Raw genomic sequence first — 15,661 nt, 5'->3', positions numbered from 1 at the left:
GCCTAAGCAGAGGGTGTGCCTGGATTACTTGGTCAGGACAAAGCCTTTGAGCTTGGAGAACGCGGCTTCCACCAGGTTCTTTTGCTGCTCAGCGTGCAAGTGTGCATAACCCACTGCTGGCGATGCCGAGGCTGCACGACCGGCATAACCGAGCTTCTGGCCTTCTTGCATGTTTTCGTAGATGTTGTGCTGAATGAAGAACCACGCACCTTGGTTTTGTGGCTCGTCTTGGCACCACACCAGCTCCTTGGCGTTGGCGTACTTCTTGACTTCGGCTTCGAAAGCCTTGTGCGGGAAGGGGTAGAGCTGTTCCACGCGGATGATGGCCACGTCGTCCACTTCCTTCTCAACGCGCTTTTTCACCAGATCGTAGTAGACCTTGCCCGAGCAAGCAATGATGCGCTTGACCTTGTCGGCCTTGGCCACAATGGCTTCATCACGCTCGCTGATCACTGTCTGGAATGCACCCTTGGTGAATTCCGTCAATGGCGAAGTGGCGTCCTTGTTACGCAGCAGCGACTTGGGCGTCATGATCACCAAAGGCTTGCGCAGGTTGCGCACCATCTGGCGGCGCAGCACGTGGAAGATCTGGCTGGCTGTGGTGGGCTGCACGATCTGCATATTGGTGTCAGCCGCCAATTGCAGGAAGCGCTCCAGACGCGCCGAGCTGTGCTCAGGGCCTTGGCCTTCGTAGCCGTGGGGCAGCATCATGGTCAGGCCATTCACACGGCCCCACTTCACTTCGCCAGAAGCGATGAACTGGTCGATCACCACTTGTGCACCATTGGCAAAGTCGCCGAACTGCGCTTCCCAGATCACCAGGGTATTGGGATCATTGGAGGCGTAGCCGTATTCAAAGCCCAGCACCGCTTCTTCCGACAGGATGGAGTCGATGACGACGAAAGGCGCCTGGTTCTCAGCCACGTTTTGCAAAGGCACATAAGTACCTTCGCTCCACTTTTCACGCTTTTGGTCGTGCACCACCGCATGGCGGTGGGTAAACGTACCGCGGCCGCAGTCTTCACCCGACAGACGCACAGGGTAGCCCGAAGCGACCAGCGATGCGAAAGCCATGTGCTCGCCCATGCCCCAGTCCACATTCACCTCACCACGGCCCATGGCAGCGCGGTCGTCATAGACCTTCTTCACCAAGGAGTGGGGGTTGACGGATTCAGGCAGTGTCGTGATCTTCTCAGCCAAGCGCTTCCACTCAGCCAGAGGGATGGCAGTGTCACCGGCATCGGTCCACTTCTTGCCCAGGAAGGGGCTCCAGTCCACGGCGTACTGGCTCTTGAAGTTGGTCAGCACCACATCTTGGGTGTGACGGCCTTCGTCCATCGCTGCGCGATAGGCCTTGGCCATGTCGTCACCCAGCGAATCGCCCAGACCCTGGGCAGCCAGCTTGTCCGCGTACAGCTTGCGTGTACCGGGGTGGATGGCAATCTTCTTGTACATCAGCGGCTGTGTCAGCGCTGGTGTGTCTTGCTCGTTGTGGCCCAGCTTGCGGAAGCAGACGATGTCCACCACCACGTCTTGTTGGAACTCCATACGGTAGTCCAGTGCCAACTGCATGCACAGCGCGACCGCTTCTGGATCATCGCCATTGACGTGCAGCACGGGCGACTCAACCATCTTCACGATGTCCGTGCAGTAGGTGGTCGATCCCTTGTCGCGGGGGTCCGATGTAGTGAAACCGATCTGGTTGTTGATGATGATGTGCACCGTGCCGCCTGTGGAGTAGCCACGGGTTTGCATCAGCGCCAGGGTTTCCTGGTTCACACCTTGACCGGCAAACGCCGCATCGCCGTGCACCAGCACAGGCAGCACTTGCTTGCCTTCGGGGTCGTTGCGGCGATCCATGCGCGAGCGCACCGAACCTTCCACCACGGGGTTCACGATTTCCAGGTGCGAAGGGTTGAACGCCAGCGACAGGTGCACAGGGCCGCCAATGGTGGACACATCCGAACTGAAACCTTGGTGGTACTTCACGTCACCGGCAGGCAGCTCTTCAGGGGCGGTGTGATCGAACTCAGCGAACAAGTCCTTGGGCATCTTGCCCAGGGTGTTCACCAGCACGTTCAGACGGCCACGGTGGGCCATACCGATCACCACTTCTTGCACGCCCTTTTGACCGCCAGCGTTGATCAGTTCATCCATCGCAACGATGAACGACTCACCACCTTCCAGCGAGAAGCGCTTCTGACCCACGTACTTGGTGTGCAGGTAACGCTCCAGGCCTTCTGCGGCTGTCAGGCGATCCAGAATGCGCTTCTTTTGGTCTGCATTGAGCACGGCCTTGGAGCGAATGGCTTCCAGGCGTTGCTGCCACCAGCGCTTTTGCACTTGGTCGGTGGCATACATGTACTCGACACCGATGGTGCCGCAATAGGTTTCGCGCAGTGCATTGAGCAACTCGCGCAGGGGCATGGTTTCCTTGCCAAAGAAGGTATTGCCCACGTTGAACACGGTTTCTTGGTCGGCATCAGAGAAGCCGTAGAAAGCAGGATCGAGTTCAGGAATTTCAGGACGTTCGGTGCGCTTGAGGGGATCCAAGTCCGCCCAACGCTGGCCCACATTGCGGTAAGCCGCAATCAGTTGCTGCACCGCTGTGCGCTTGCGACCCAATTCAGAGTCGGCGCCCGAAGCTTGCACCACCTTGGTGCCACCTTGCTTGGCGCGCTCGGCGAAAGCATTGATAACGGGCAGATGGGGAACGTCTTTGGCGTCCGAGCCGTCTACAGCAGGAACGTGCTGCAGGGCATCGAAGTATTCGCGCCAAGAATCAGGAACGCTACCTGGGTTGGCCAAGTAGTTTTCATACATTTCTTCGACATAAGGGGCGTTGCCGCCGAAGAGATACGTGTTGCCTTGGTAGGCTGTGTAGACAGTGGGCTGATCGCTCATATTCCGCTGACCTCTGCTTTCCTTGAGAAAGCTTTAGCTGGTTGGTAAACCTCCCGCGACACGGCTGTACCGATTGGCGGATGCGACTGTGGCTAAGGAAGGGCCTGATGTTGCTGCTGATATTGTGCCATTGAAAGCACCCGTTGGTCGCCAAGCGCTTGTGCAAGCACAGGGGAATTAATCATGCACTGCAACATAAATGTGTTTATGACTACGCACGCCAGCGGTCTAGGTGGGTAAAAAAACCATCGCACTGATTTTTCAACCGACCGCATTAACTCGCGTACATTTCACCCATTCACAGGCACCTGTCATTTCAATACTTACATGCAATCAGAACAAACCACCAATAAAGCTTTTTTGCTGCTGTTGATTGCTGTCAGCATGGGTTTTGCTTGGATTTTGTGGCCGTTCATCGGTGCCGTCTTCTGGAGCGTGGCCCTCGCTATCTTGTTCCACCCGCTGAACAAGCGACTGCTCAAACGCTTCCCGCGCAGCCCCAACCTCTCCGCACTGATTACCTTGCTGCTGTGCTTGCTCGGCGTCATCTTGCCGCTGGTCTTGATTGGATCATCGGTCGTCAGTGAGACCGTCGTCATTTACAACCGTATGTCGTCTGGCCAGCTGGACTTTGGCACGTACTTCCAGCAAATCAATGACGGCATGCCCCAATGGCTCAGAAACTTGCTCGAACGCATTGATCTGGCTTCTGCCCAGGAGATTCAGGCCAAGCTGTCCTCGGTAGCAGCCGAAGCAGGCAAGTTGATAGCGGGCAAAGCCGTTGAAATTGGCCAGAACACGCTGGGCTTTGTGGTGAGCTTCGGTGTCATGCTCTACCTGCTGTATTTCCTGCTTCGTGACGGCACGCGCCTTGCCACACGGGTGCGCGAAGCTATCCCTTTGGAAGCAGAGCACAAACGCAGCCTGGAAGAAAAGTTTGCCACCGTCATTCGCGCTACCGTCAAAGGAAACTTAGTAGTCGCGGCAGCACAAGGTGCATTGGGCGGGCTTATTTTCTGGATTCTGGACATTCAAGGCGCCGTCCTGTGGGGGGTGTTGATGGCCTTCCTGTCCTTGCTTCCCGCTGTTGGCGCCAGTCTGATCTGGGGGCCTGTATCGATTTATTTCATTGCCACCGGCGATGTCACCCAGGGCTTGATCCTGGCTGCGTATGGCGTTTTGGTGATTGGCCTGGTCGATAATCTGCTGCGCCCCATCTTGGTCGGTAAAGATACCAAGCTGCCAGACTATATTGTGCTGATTACAACGCTGGGCGGCATGTCGATTTTTGGACTCACCGGCTTTGTCATTGGCCCCACGATTGCAGCCCTTTTCTTGGCCTGCTGGGATATTTTCAGCTCACGCAAACCAGATAATTAATACATTTTCAGTATTTACTGAAATTAAAAAACCGCTCATGGAGCGGTTTTTTATTGATCGCATTCAAGTGCAGCCACTATCGAGTTACCACTCGCCCACGCTGCGCACCAAATGGTCGAAATCATGGGGCAGGCAACCTGCATGCATTTGCACATTTTGCAAGGTACTGCTGCCCATCTGCCCGCCTTCCACACGCTGCCCCAGCTGAATATTGCTTGGCAATGGCGGCGGCGCACTGTGGTCGCGTCCAAATGTGTGGCTCACCAGGGGGCTGAGGAAGGTTGGCGGTGTAGACATGGCAGCGTTCTCCTTGCAGACACTGTAAAAAATATTGCGCCTTGCGCCCGTAGGACGATTTTTCGTTGCGCTGTCCCTTTGCCTGCCCGCCCACGCTAGGAACTTGCGCCACAGCGCCCGTGGAAGGCTTGCACTTGCCTTAAGCTTTCAGCCCTATGCCGCAGACCATCGCCCACCCTGTCCACCACGAACTCGTTATCAAAAAAAGCCGATTTATCTGCTGCGTGCAACCGATGCCTGATCGAGCCAGCGCACAAACCGTCGTCGATGGCCTGTGGCAAACACACCCAGGAGCCGCCCATGTGTGCTGGGCCCTGCTGGCCGGCGGCCAATCAGCGGCAGTGGACGACGGTGAACCCAGTGGAACAGCCGGGCGCCCCATGCTGGAGGTTTTGCGCCACCAGGATTTGGAAGGCGTGCTGGCCACGGTGGTGCGCTACTTTGGTGGCGTCAAACTGGGTGCGGGCGGACTGGTGCGCGCCTATACCGACAGCGTGGCCCAAGCCCTGCTGCAGGCTGACAAGATCACGCTGCAGCGCACGCTCACCCTGCAATGCAGCCTGCCTTATGCCATGGAAGGTTGGCTGCGGCGTGAATTGGAATTGGCAGGCGCAACACTGCTCAATGTGCAGCACCAAGCCAGCGTCTGCATGCAATGGAGCACACCCGAAGCGCTCAGCGCCCCCTTGGTGGCGCGCATCAACGAAGGTGGGCAAGGCCGTATTGACTGGCTCAAATTCTGGCCCGCGTGAACGTTACAAACGCCGATCAACGCAGGGATTGCGCTTTTTATCAGCCCTTTGTCGTGGAAACCGCCGTTTTACAGTCAAGCCATTCTGACTGCACGAGTTTGACCTATGGATCTCCGCTACGCCAATGCCCTGCGTAATGCCACCAACGCTTGGGCTAAAAACCGCACCACCGACACCATCACCATGCAAGACTTGCAGCGCCGCGCACCCGAAGCACAGGACGAAACCAAAATGGTCACCGCCCCGAGTGCGGCGCAACTGGCCGTGCTGCAGCCTGAGCTGGCGCGCTTTGGCAGCTTGGGCACACGACTGAACCTGTTCGCCTGAGCACCAAGCCTTTAGCACGGGCAAATTCGCATTACATTGTGGTGATGAACCACACCACGCCTTCTGCAGAGCTGGCTGCCAAGCCCTCTTACCCGCTGGTCACCGCGCTGACCGCTGTACGCAAATCCCGCCAGATGACGCAGGCCGACTTGGCCAGCCAGGCGGGTTTATCGCGCATGACGGTGCAGCGCCTGGAAAGCAACGGCCTGGACCCTCGTCTGTCGACCTTGCAAGAAATGGCCCAGGTTCTGGAGCAAGAGCTGGTCGTAATTCCTGCGCACCTGCATGAAGCGTTTGCACAATGGCTGGCCGAACGCGCTGCCGCTTGACCCGCGCCAACTAGCCCCGCTTGTTCTGCGCCCTACCCATGCACCGCGCCACGCTTTGGCGCACTCTTGGTCATTTCCCCTTCGGTAACACCCCACGCTGCCCTTCATGACCACCACTCCCCCTGCCAGTACCCCGCCCGCTTCAGCCAGCACCTTGCTCTGGGCTTTTGCTTGGCTGGCGCTGCAAGGTTTTGGCGGCGTCATGGCCGTGGTGCAACGCGAGCTGGTCGACCGCAGGCGCTGGCTCACGCAAGAGCAGTTCGCACAGGACTGGGCCTTGGCGCAAATCCTGCCCGGCCCGAATGTGATCAACCTGTCCATCATGTTTGGTGAGCGCCACTTTGGCCTGCGCGGCGTGCTGGCTGCGACAGCAGGCATGCTGGTTGCCCCCACTTTGCTGGTGCTGGCCGTGGGGAGCTTGTATCTGCAATATGCCGATCACCCAGCCGTCAGCGGCGCCCTGCGCGGCATGGGCGCTGTGGCGGCTGGCCTGGTCATGGTCACCGGCCTGAAACTATCTGCTGCACTGCACAAACACCCCTTGCCTTTGTGGCTGGGCTGGTTGCTGAGCGTGGCTGCGTTTGCCCTGGTCGTGCTGCTGCAGTGGCCACTGTGGTGGGTGCTGCCTTTGGTGGGCGGCATCGGCTGCGTCTTGACCTGGAAGCGGTTAGCCCCATGAATGCGCAGCTCACCCCTTTGGCGCTGGATGCCGCAAGCTGGCTGCATCTGATCGCCTATTTCCTGTCGCTGTCCTTGCTGTCTGTTGGTGGTGCGATGGCAACAGCCCCCGAAATGTACCGCCACACCGTCGAGCAGCAGGGTTGGCTGTCGGCGCAGCAATTCTCGGATTCCGTGGCCATTGCCCAGGCCGCCCCCGGCCCCAACATCATGTATGTGGCCTTGCTGGGCTGGAATATGGGCCTCAATGCCATGGCGCCCTACACCGGCTGGGCGGCATGGTTGGCCGCGCTGGCCTGCTGCCTGGCATGCATGGGCAGCATGCTGCTGCCCAGCTCGGTACTTGCCTGGTGCAGCACACGCTGGCTGCGCCACAACCACACCCGGCGCAGCGTGCGCGCGTTTCGCTGGGGCATGATGCCTTTGGTCGTCGGGATGGTGCTGGCCACTGGCTGGATTTTGGCTGCCCGGGATACCGGGGCCGCCCACGCCTGGGCACCCTGGCTGCTGACTGCGGCAGCTGCCGCTTTGGTGTGGAAAACCAAGCTCCACCTGTTGTGGATGCTGGCCGCAGGCGCGCTGCTGGGCGGCCTGGGCATCATCTAAACGCTGCGCACAGCCCGCCTCAACTGGGCGATGGGGGTTCGCCCGCTTGGGGCGCACAGCACCAGGCCGTGGATCAATAAAAAAAGAGCTACAACAGCAAGGCAGGCAAGGCCTGAGCCGCTGTTTGCAGCACAACGGCATCCGCCAACATATCCAGCTCAGTGGCCGTCGGATTGATGACCACCACCTTCGCGCCACGCTGGTGCGCCTGAAAGACCAGACCTGCCGCCGGGTACACCACGCCCGAGGTACCCACCACCAGTATCAGATCACAGGTGTTGGTGGCAGCTTCGGCCTGCGCGAGTGCATCGGCCGGCAAATGCTCGCCAAACCACACCACGCCAGGGCGCAGCATATTCCCGCATGCACTGCAGCGCGGGGGCTCGCCCCCCAGCGCCAGGGCCTGCGCCTCATCACACTGCGCACAACAGCCATTCAGCCACTGGTTGCGCATGAGATCGCCATGCAGCGCAACCACATCCGGGCTGCCCGCACGCTGGTGCAATCCATCCACGTTCTGGGTCACCAGATGCAGCTTGTGCGGGTGGGCCTGCGCAAACGTGGCCAAGGCCAGGTGGGCCGCGTTGGGTTGCACCTGCCCAACCAGCGCACGGCGGTAGCTGTACCACTGCCACACGCGCTCAGGCTGGGCACGAAAGCCCGCCTCGGACGCCATCTCCTGCGGGTCAAACTGCGCCCAGTAACCGGTGTGTGTGTCTCGGAAAGTGGGGACACCGGATTCCGCACTCACCCCGGCGCCGCTGAGCACCATGACCTGCTGCGCCGCCTGCAACCACGCACGCACGGTTGCCAGACTTTCAGTGTTTTTGACCTCTAGCGCAGACATAGCAATGGCTGGCAGCTATCTTTATTGCGCAGATTGGCGCTGACGCAGTGCCTCGTACAAGCACACGCCGCTGGCCACGGACACATTCAGGCTCTCCACAGCGCCTTGCATGGGAATGCTGATGAGCGCATCGCAGGTCTTGCGTGTGAGTTGGCGCATGCCATCCCCTTCAGCGCCCAGCACCAGTGCCACAGGGCCCTTCAGGTCCATCTGGTACAGGGTTTTGTCGGCATCACCGCTGGTGCCGATCACCCAGATGTTGCGCGCCTGCAGCTCTTTGAGCGTGCGCGCCAGATTGGTCACCATGAAATAAGGCACGGTCTCGGCAGCACCGCTGGCCACTTTGGCCACGGTGGCATTGATGCCCGAAGCATGGTCCTTGGGAGCAATCACCGCGTGCACGCCAGCACCGTCAGCCACACGCAGGCAAGCGCCCAGATTGTGGGGATCGGTCACACCGTCCAGCACCAGCAGCAGCGGGTTCTTGACACCGGACTCTTCCAAATCGTCCAGCAGCTCGTCGAGCGTGCGAGTGTCCTTGACCTCCTCTACGCGCGCAGCCACACCCTGGTGACCGTGGCTGCCCACCAGTTTGGCAATGCGCATGGCATCAGCCTCGATCAGGCGCGCGCCGGCTTCCTTGGCTTTTTCCAGGAACTGGCGCATGCGCGCATCACGGCGCGTGGATTCGTAATAAATCTCAATGATGGATTGGGGCGCGGTCTTCAAGCGCACGCCGACGGCATGGAAGCCGAAAAGAACTTTAGGGGACGACATAGTGCCCGGATTATCCAGTGCCACGGCCTGTTGTGGTGGCAAGTTGTGAGATACCTTGCTGGCGCTTCGACCAATCGTGCCCGCACAGCATCACTTCATGCCGCACAGTTATGAAGACATATGCCTGAAAGAATATGTGTAAGCCAATACACTCCTTGCCTTCCTCTATTTATAAGCGGCGCTCTCTTTTTCACATGATCTTTCAAGCATTGCTGAACTGGACCAAGAAAACTGGCCTTGTCACCCAAATTGTCATCGGGCTTGTCCTCGGCGTTGCACTGGCTTGGCTGTGGCCACAGGCCGCCATGAAGATTGACATCCTGGGCACCCTCTTCATCTCGGCGCTCAAGGCCGTGGCCCCCATCCTGGTCTTCATCCTCGTGATTGCGGCCATCAGCAACCAAAGACCTGGGCAAACCACGCACCTCAAACCAATTTTGTGGCTGTACGCCATGGGCACCCTGTGCGCCGCGGTGGTGGGCGTGCTGGCCAGCATGGTGTTTCCTTCCACGCTGATCTTCAAAGACGCTGCCACAGGTATTGCCGCCCCCAGCGGCATCCAGGAAGTGCTGCTGCAACTGGTGCACAGCGCGGTCGACAACCCCGTCAATGCGCTCTTGCATGCCAACTACATCGGCATCTTGGTCTGGGCTGTGGCCATTGGCGTGGCGCTGCGCCGCGGCACAGAAAGCACCCGCCAGACCATGGCCGATCTGTCCCACGGCATTACCTTGATCATTCAAGGCCTGATCCGTTTGGCCCCTCTGGGTATTTTTGGCCTGGTTGCCTCCACCGTGGCCACCACGGGCACCCAGGTGCTGGCCGGTTATGTGCACGTGCTGCTGGTGCTGATGGGCTCCATGCTGTTTGTGGCCTTTGTGGTCAATCCGCTGATCGTGTGGTGGAAGATTCGCCGCAACCCCTTCCCGCTGGTGCTGATGTGCCTGCGCGAGAGCGGCGTCACCGCATTCTTTACGCGCAGCTCAGCCGCCAACATCCCCGTCAACATGGCCATTGCCAAGCGCCTGAAGCTGGATGAAGACACCTACAGCGTGGCCATTCCCCTGGGCGCCACCATCAACATGGCGGGCGCCGCCATCACCATCAGCGTGCTGTCGCTGTCGGCGGCCTACACCCTGGGCATTGCTGTCGATATCCCCACCGCCATCTTGCTGTGCGTCGTCGCATCGGTGTGTGCCTGCGGTGCATCGGGGGTGCCCGGTGGTTCGCTGTTGCTGATTCCACTGGCTTGCTCGCTGTTTGCCATTCCCAATGACATTGCCATGCAGGTGGTGGCGGTGGGCTACATCATCAGCGTGCTGCAAGATTCGGCAGAAACTGCGCTGAACTCGTCCACCGACGTGATCTTCACTGCGGCCGTGTGCATTGCTGAGGAAGAGCGCAAGGCCTGAGCGGCCAGCCCTCCCCCCAAAAAGGCTCCTTCAAGGAGCCTTTTTTGTTGTGTACGCCCATGGTCGGGGGCGGATGCACTGGTCCGCAAACGCCAAGTGTTTTGCACTGCTAGTGCACAGGCGCAGCCCTTCAACTGCTGTCAATGGCGATCTGCCCGCAACCCGCCCTTGCGCGGAGCGTCATTATTTCTTACAGATTAATTTTCTTAATCTCTTGAGAAATGCAGCGCCAAAAATCTGGGTGTTTATACGTAATTTTCAGAAAAATTCTCACGTTAACCATTAAGGGATAACGATTTTATGGATACATATTCTTCACTAACCATTGTTTTCAGCAATCTGATTATTTTAATTTAATTGAGGTTCAATAAAACTAACCAGGGTACATGGCGTTCATTTCTAGAATAAAAATTCAAAAAGGAGACATTGATATGCAGCGCAGAGATTTTTCAAAAAACTTGGCATTCCTTCTTTCATCCGCCACTGTCCCGCAATGGGTCATGGCCAAAACAGCGGATTATCCCAGCAAGCCGATCAAAATAGTGGTCGGCAGCACCGCTGGTGCATTAACGGATTTGGCAACGCGCCTGTACAGCGACAAACTGGGTCAAGCGTTAAATCAAAGTTTTGTGGTTGAAAATCTCCCTGGCGCCAGCTCCCTGATTGCCACCAAAAACCTGATCAAGTCCAGCAATGATGGCTATACCTTGCTGACGGTGGCCAATACGGTTTTTACGATGCCGTATTTATCCCAAAAGGCCGACTACAAACCCAGCCGCGATTTCACCGTCATTGCAGAGCTGGCGCGCGGGCCCGGCATGCTGGTGGTTAACGCCAAATCCAAGTACCAGACCCTGCAGGATTTGATCGACGACGCACGCAAGCACCCCGGAGAAGTCAGCTATGCCTCCGGCGGACTGGGCACCACCTCCCATTTGCCCATGGAGATGTTCCAAAGCGAAGCCAATATCAAAATGCTGCATGTGCCCTACAAAGGCATCGCACCAGGTGTGGTGGATTTATTGGGCGGCCGCGTAGATGCATTGATGGGCACCCCCACCTCCATGCTGAGTGCCATTAAGTCCGGCACATTGCGCCCTCTGGCGGTGACGGCGGAACAAAGAATCGAGGAATTCCCGAATATCGCCACCTTCAAGGAAGCTGGCTTTCCACAAGCCACTTATATGATTTTCATCTCCTTGGTGGGTCCGGCCAATATGCCTGCCGATGTGGTGCAGAAATTGGCCACATCCATTGACCAAGTCAAAAAAGACCCGCACATCATTGGCAAGCTCAAAGAACTGGGCCAAAGCATTGAGCCGCGCATGTCGGATATGGCGAATTTGAAGAAATTCCTTTTTGAAGATGAAACCAAATATGCCAGCCTGATCATTCAAAAAAATATCAGCATTGATTAATACATCAAATACAAGGAGCACCCAATGTTAATGAAACGCCAAAACCAAGAGCTGTCGCACGATTTTGCAGAGTTTGTGGTGAATACCCGGTATGAAGACCTCTCGCCTGCTGCCATTGACGGTGCCAAGAAAAGCATTCTGGACACTTTGGGGGTGATTCTGGCGGCCACCGGGGTCGAGCCTGCCGTCAAAGGCGTCAACGCCTTGGTGACGGAATCCGGGGGACGCGCTGAGAGCACCTTGATGGGCTTTGGCGGCAAAGCCCCAGCCGTGTGGGCCGCTTTCCACAACGGTGCCATGGCCCACTGCCTGGATTTTGATGACCACGCACCGGAAGGCCACCACCCCAGCAGCTCCATCGTGCCCGCCGCATTTGCGCTGGCGGAGCGCCAGGGCGGCATCAGCGGCAAGCAGCTGATTGCCGCTGTGGCCGCTGGCCAGGACATGTTTTTGCGCATGCGCCGCAATGTGCCCAGCCGCCTTGACTGGCACATCACCACCGTCATCGGCGTGTTTTCTGCCACGGCCACCGCCGCCCACGTTCTGGGCCTGAACCGTGAGCAGACCATCAGCGCATTCGGGATTGCCGGCATGCAGTGCTGCGGCACTCTGGAGCTGGCCTATGGCGTGGGCAGCGATCTGCGCGGCATGTACGCCGGTTTTTCGACCAAGGGGGCGGTGCTGGCTGCGTTGATGGCAGAGAAAAACATCCGTGGCGTGCAAAGCATGTTCGAAGGCAAGGCGGGCCTGTTCAATGTGTACTTTGATGGGGAATACAACCGCGAAGGCATGCTCCAAGACCTGGGCAAGGTCTACCACGGCGGTGATGTGCTCTACAAACCCTGGCCGTCCTGCGGGGCCTCGCACGGGTTTATCCACGCCACGCTGGAGCTGATGCAAGAGCACCAGCTCAAGGCCCAGGACATCGCCGCCATCCGCGTGCACGTGGGTGACTTCCAAAAGCAGCTGTGCGAGCCCATCGCTGGCCGCCGCCGCCCCGCCACGCCTGCCGACGCCAAGTTCAGCATCCCGTACTGCATTGCCGTAGCCGCCAGCAAAGGGGCCGTCAAGCTCTCCGACTTCTTTGGTCAGGCCCTGCACGACCGCGCAGTGGGCGCCATGGCCGACAAGATTGAAGCCGTGGTGGACGAAAACTTTGACTGGAAGGGAATGCTGCCCAAGGGGCGCCTGGAGATCACGACCACCGATGGCCGCGTACTTAGCCGCGTGGGTGAGAACGTGCCCGGCGATGTCGAATGCCCCATGAGCTGGGAATATCTCTACCAGAAGTTCCAGGAAAGCTCGGCCCTGGCAGCGCACGCGCCCTCGGCAGCGGGCATTGCCAAGGCCTACGATCTGGTGCGTGATCTAGAACACGTGGCCGATGCCACCCAACTGCTGCGTGCACTGGACTGAACCATGGACCCAACCATTGACCGCCTTGCGCGCTACGTGGTGGGGCTGCCCCAGCAGCCAGCCAACGCAGCCGCGCTGCACGAGGCCAAGCGCCGGGTGATTGACAGCGTGGCCTGCGCCAGCGCGGCCTATTCAGAGCCGTTTTGCCAGCAGCTGCGCCAGATGGCCCAGCTCTACCCGGTGCACAGCGGCGGCGCCCGCATCTGGGGCAGCCCGCAGCGCACCACCATGGAAATGGCCGCCTTCATCAACGGCACCATGCTGCGCTATCTGGACTTGAGCGACACCATCCTCTCGCGCAGCAACGGCCACCCCAGCGACATGATCGGCGCGCTGGTGGCCGTGGCCGAGGCCCAGCGCTGCAGCGGTTTGCAGCTGCTGCAAGCCATCGTCGCCAGCTACGAGGTGTATGGCAGCCTCTGTGATGCAACCGCCATGGCCGCCAAGGGGCTGGACCAGGCCACGGCCGCTGCGGTTGGTGCGACCGCAGGCACGGCCTTGCTGCTGCGGCTGACACATGCGCAAACGGCCCATGCGCTGTCGCTGGGGCTGTCTGCCCATCTGCACCTGTACAACGTGCGCTGCGGCGCGCTGTCGGACTGGAAGGGCTGTGCGGGCCCCAACGGCGCAAAGAACGGGGTGTTCAGTGCCCTGCTGGCACAGGCGGGCATCACCGGCCCCAGCGCGCCGGTGGAAGGCAAAGGTGGCCTGCAAACGCTGCTGGGACCGCTGGACTGGCAGGTGGGACAAGGCCCTGCGCGCATTCTCAGCACGCACCTGAAGCTGCACCCCGTGTGCTACCACGGCCAATCGGCCGTCGATGCCGCACTGGTCTTGCGCGCGCAAGTGCCCTGGCAGCAGGTGCAAAGCGTTCACATCACTACCTATGAAGCGGCCTATCTGGCCATGGGCAGCGATGCACAGCGCTGGGCCCCAGACAACCGTGAAACCGCAGACCACAGCCTGCCCTACGCCGTGGGCATGGCCTGGATACACGGCGCACTCGCATTGGGCGCCTATGAAAGTGATCGCCTGCATGACCCGGTCACACGTGCCTTCATGCAGCGCGTGACCGTGGAGCCATCCGCCGCCATGAGCGCGCAGTTTCCGCACAAAGCCCAGGTGCACATGCACGTGCAAGATGCGCAGGGCCGCCGTGTCGAGCACACCCAGCCCAACCCCCAGGGCCATGCCAGCTGCCCGCTGAGCGACGAGGGGCTGGAGCACAAGTTCCTGGCCTGCGCCGCCCCTGATGGCAACGCGGCACCCGGTGTGCACCGCCTGCTCACGCAACTGTGGGCCCTGGAACAAGCGCCAGCCATGGATGCCTGGCTGGACACCTGGGCACAGTGCTTAGGCACAGCCAAACCGCCGCAGGCGTCAAGCTTGCAACCTGCACTGCAAGAAATGTGAGCACTTAGCGCTTGTTTTTATGAGGCTTCAGATACTTTTTCATCAAAGTACCAATCTATTCAAACGCTAGCAGCTCTCTTTTCAAGAGCATACAAAAAAGCCATGAACCCATGTTCATGGCTTTTTTACGGGAGATCAGCACCTGCTCGGCCGTTCACACCTTGGGCTTCAGGAACGTCCACTGCGAGTGAATTACCCTCTTGCCGCTGTTAGAGCGCACCTCACATTGCACCACCATGGTGTTCTGCCCCTGGCGCAGCACCTCGGTGTGGGTCAGGAAGAAGGCCTCCGATGCAGCGTTCAAATATTGCACCGTGCTTTCTGCCACCAACCAGCCTGCAGGCACCTGCGCACGCGCTGCGTTCGCGGCCAAGCCGTACAGAATACCGCCGTGCACATTGCCAGCGCGGTTGGACAGATGCTCGCCCTTGTCAAAGCGAAAGCTATCGGCGTTGGCATCGCCCGCCACCGGTTGCGCAGCCCAGAACTTGTCGATAAAGGCCTGCCCGTTATCCAGCGCCTGCGCCTGGCAAGCCGCCGCATAGACCGGGTAATCGGCCGAGTCCACAGCGGGTACACAGTCCTGCCAGGGCTGAAACTGCTGGGCCGCCGACGGCAGGTGCTGCACATTCAGCGCATTTTTAAAAGGCGCCATGCCCATCAGCGCCCTGCCCGATGCCAGCAACTCCTGGCTGTCCGAATAAATATCCACCTCGGTCACCACCGCGCCAATCTGGGCACTGTCCAAGGTGTTTTTGATACGCCCAACCGCCTTGAGCATGCCCGCACCCGGCAGTCGCTTGACCGAGACCTGCAGGCTCACCGTGGCCAGACTGGCCTGCTGCCCCAGGGCGGACCGCGCGGCATTGGACAGACCCACGTCCACAAACACGCCAAAGGCGGGCCAGGCCATCTGTCCATCGCGGCTCAGGCAGTGCGCGCCCACCTCCGTCCAGGCAATGTTTTCTTCCACGCTGATTTTGTCGAAGTAAATATCCAGGTAGTTGGACGGGTACGTCCACCCCTGCTCGTGCACGGCACGGATGGTCTGAACACTTCTTTCAAAACCGGGAGATGTTGTCATGGGGGCAGATGTCCAAAGATG

General features: G+C 59.2%; 15 protein-coding genes. 10 read left to right on the top strand and 5 right to left on the bottom strand.

Annotation, left to right across the window (positions count from 1 at the left end):
• Positions 1-24: 24 nt before the first annotated feature.
• A complete protein-coding gene (locus tag AC27VO_RS11215) occupies positions 25-2,904 on the bottom strand; it encodes a 2-oxoglutarate dehydrogenase E1 component (RefSeq protein ID WP_488666803.1) in 2,880 nt (959 codons plus the stop codon).
• Positions 2,905-3,231: 327 nt separating this feature from the next.
• Between AC27VO_RS11215 and AC27VO_RS11210 the strand changes: the two genes are divergently transcribed.
• Positions 3,232-4,284, top strand: a complete 1,053-nt coding sequence (locus AC27VO_RS11210) for an AI-2E family transporter (protein WP_488666802.1) — start codon at positions 3,232-3,234, stop codon at positions 4,282-4,284.
• 84 nt (positions 4,285-4,368) lie between these two features.
• Here the strand turns inward: AC27VO_RS11210 and AC27VO_RS11205 are convergent, their stop codons facing one another.
• Positions 4,369-4,581, bottom strand: coding sequence for a hypothetical protein (locus tag AC27VO_RS11205; protein ID WP_488666801.1), 213 nt, complete (start codon positions 4,579-4,581; stop codon positions 4,369-4,371).
• A gap of 155 nt (positions 4,582-4,736) precedes the next feature.
• On the opposite strand from AC27VO_RS11205, the gene AC27VO_RS11200 reads away from it, so the two are divergent.
• The 5 genes from AC27VO_RS11200 (at position 4,737) to AC27VO_RS11180 (ending at position 7,273) form a co-directional block, all read left to right on the top strand.
• Positions 4,737-5,333, top strand: a complete 597-nt coding sequence (locus tag AC27VO_RS11200) for an IMPACT family protein (RefSeq protein ID WP_488666800.1) — start codon at positions 4,737-4,739, stop codon at positions 5,331-5,333.
• A 105-nt stretch (positions 5,334-5,438) separates the two neighbouring features.
• A complete protein-coding gene (locus tag AC27VO_RS11195) occupies positions 5,439-5,660 on the top strand; it encodes a hypothetical protein (RefSeq protein ID WP_488666799.1) in 222 nt (73 codons plus the stop codon).
• Positions 5,661-5,704: 44 nt separating this feature from the next.
• The gene (locus tag AC27VO_RS11190) at positions 5,705-5,989 is read left to right on the top strand and encodes a helix-turn-helix domain-containing protein (RefSeq protein ID WP_488666798.1); all 285 of its coding nucleotides are present in this window, start codon (positions 5,705-5,707) and stop codon (positions 5,987-5,989) included.
• Between the two features lie 106 nt (positions 5,990-6,095).
• Positions 6,096-6,668: a chromate transporter gene (locus AC27VO_RS11185; RefSeq protein WP_488666797.1), complete on the top strand. Its 573-nt coding sequence runs from the start codon at positions 6,096-6,098 to the stop codon at positions 6,666-6,668.
• Positions 6,665-7,273, top strand: a complete 609-nt coding sequence (locus tag AC27VO_RS11180) for a chromate transporter (RefSeq protein WP_488666796.1) — start codon at positions 6,665-6,667, stop codon at positions 7,271-7,273. The genes AC27VO_RS11185 and AC27VO_RS11180 overlap by 4 nt, the downstream gene beginning before the upstream one ends.
• An 88-nt stretch (positions 7,274-7,361) precedes the next feature.
• Here the strand turns inward: AC27VO_RS11180 and AC27VO_RS11175 are convergent, their stop codons facing one another.
• Together AC27VO_RS11175 and rlmB are read right to left on the bottom strand one after the other, a co-directional pair.
• The gene (locus AC27VO_RS11175) at positions 7,362-8,120 is read right to left on the bottom strand and encodes an SIR2 family NAD-dependent protein deacylase (RefSeq protein ID WP_488666795.1); all 759 of its coding nucleotides are present in this window, start codon (positions 8,118-8,120) and stop codon (positions 7,362-7,364) included.
• Between the two features lie 21 nt (positions 8,121-8,141).
• Positions 8,142-8,897 carry a 23S rRNA (guanosine(2251)-2'-O)-methyltransferase RlmB gene (gene rlmB, locus AC27VO_RS11170; protein ID WP_488666794.1) on the bottom strand — a complete coding sequence of 252 codons (756 nt, stop codon included), beginning with the start codon at positions 8,895-8,897 and terminating at the stop codon, positions 8,142-8,144.
• Between the two features lie 194 nt (positions 8,898-9,091).
• Between rlmB and sstT the strand changes: the two genes are divergently transcribed.
• The 4 genes from sstT to AC27VO_RS11150 all read left to right on the top strand — a co-directional run bounded on the left by sstT (position 9,092) and on the right by AC27VO_RS11150 (position 14,556).
• Positions 9,092-10,309, top strand: a complete 1,218-nt coding sequence (gene sstT, locus AC27VO_RS11165) for a serine/threonine transporter SstT (protein WP_488666793.1) — start codon at positions 9,092-9,094, stop codon at positions 10,307-10,309.
• Between the two features lie 386 nt (positions 10,310-10,695).
• Positions 10,696-11,727, top strand: a complete 1,032-nt coding sequence (locus tag AC27VO_RS11160; protein WP_488666792.1) for a Bug family tripartite tricarboxylate transporter substrate binding protein — start codon at positions 10,696-10,698, stop codon at positions 11,725-11,727.
• 24 nt (positions 11,728-11,751) lie between these two features.
• Positions 11,752-13,143: an MmgE/PrpD family protein gene (locus tag AC27VO_RS11155; RefSeq protein ID WP_488666791.1), complete on the top strand. Its 1,392-nt coding sequence runs from the start codon at positions 11,752-11,754 to the stop codon at positions 13,141-13,143.
• A 3-nt stretch (positions 13,144-13,146) separates the two neighbouring features.
• Positions 13,147-14,556: an MmgE/PrpD family protein gene (locus AC27VO_RS11150; protein WP_488666790.1), complete on the top strand. Its 1,410-nt coding sequence runs from the start codon at positions 13,147-13,149 to the stop codon at positions 14,554-14,556.
• Between the two features lie 154 nt (positions 14,557-14,710).
• On the opposite strand, the gene AC27VO_RS11145 is transcribed toward AC27VO_RS11150, so the two are convergent.
• Positions 14,711-15,640, bottom strand: a complete 930-nt coding sequence (locus AC27VO_RS11145; RefSeq protein WP_488666789.1) for an acyl-CoA thioesterase domain-containing protein — start codon at positions 15,638-15,640, stop codon at positions 14,711-14,713.
• Positions 15,641-15,661 lie beyond the last annotated feature (21 nt).

It is taken from the genome of Comamonas sp. 14P8.1.4 (assembly GCF_057799285.1).
Note: the sequence above shows the minus strand (reverse complement) of the source record. Positions and strands in the feature narration are given on the sequence as shown.

Coding starts and splice junctions, on each gene's coding strand:
- AC27VO_RS11185 (WP_488666797.1), top strand. CDS start 6,096: ATGACCACCACTCCCCCTGCCAGTACCCCGCCCGCTTCAGCCAGCACC.
- AC27VO_RS11215 (WP_488666803.1), bottom strand. CDS start 2,904: ATGAGCGATCAGCCCACTGTCTACACAGCCTACCAAGGCAACACGTAT.
- AC27VO_RS11175 (WP_488666795.1), bottom strand. CDS start 8,120: ATGTCTGCGCTAGAGGTCAAAAACACTGAAAGTCTGGCAACCGTGCGT.
- AC27VO_RS11180 (WP_488666796.1), top strand. CDS start 6,665: ATGAATGCGCAGCTCACCCCTTTGGCGCTGGATGCCGCAAGCTGGCTG.
- AC27VO_RS11160 (WP_488666792.1), top strand. CDS start 10,696: ATGGCGTTCATTTCTAGAATAAAAATTCAAAAAGGAGACATTGATATG.
- sstT (WP_488666793.1), top strand. CDS start 9,092: ATGATCTTTCAAGCATTGCTGAACTGGACCAAGAAAACTGGCCTTGTC.
- AC27VO_RS11210 (WP_488666802.1), top strand. CDS start 3,232: ATGCAATCAGAACAAACCACCAATAAAGCTTTTTTGCTGCTGTTGATT.
- AC27VO_RS11205 (WP_488666801.1), bottom strand. CDS start 4,581: ATGTCTACACCGCCAACCTTCCTCAGCCCCCTGGTGAGCCACACATTT.
- AC27VO_RS11145 (WP_488666789.1), bottom strand. CDS start 15,640: ATGACAACATCTCCCGGTTTTGAAAGAAGTGTTCAGACCATCCGTGCC.
- rlmB (WP_488666794.1), bottom strand. CDS start 8,897: ATGTCGTCCCCTAAAGTTCTTTTCGGCTTCCATGCCGTCGGCGTGCGC.
- AC27VO_RS11195 (WP_488666799.1), top strand. CDS start 5,439: ATGGATCTCCGCTACGCCAATGCCCTGCGTAATGCCACCAACGCTTGG.
- AC27VO_RS11155 (WP_488666791.1), top strand. CDS start 11,752: ATGTTAATGAAACGCCAAAACCAAGAGCTGTCGCACGATTTTGCAGAG.
- AC27VO_RS11200 (WP_488666800.1), top strand. CDS start 4,737: ATGCCGCAGACCATCGCCCACCCTGTCCACCACGAACTCGTTATCAAA.
- AC27VO_RS11190 (WP_488666798.1), top strand. CDS start 5,705: ATGAACCACACCACGCCTTCTGCAGAGCTGGCTGCCAAGCCCTCTTAC.
- AC27VO_RS11150 (WP_488666790.1), top strand. CDS start 13,147: ATGGACCCAACCATTGACCGCCTTGCGCGCTACGTGGTGGGGCTGCCC.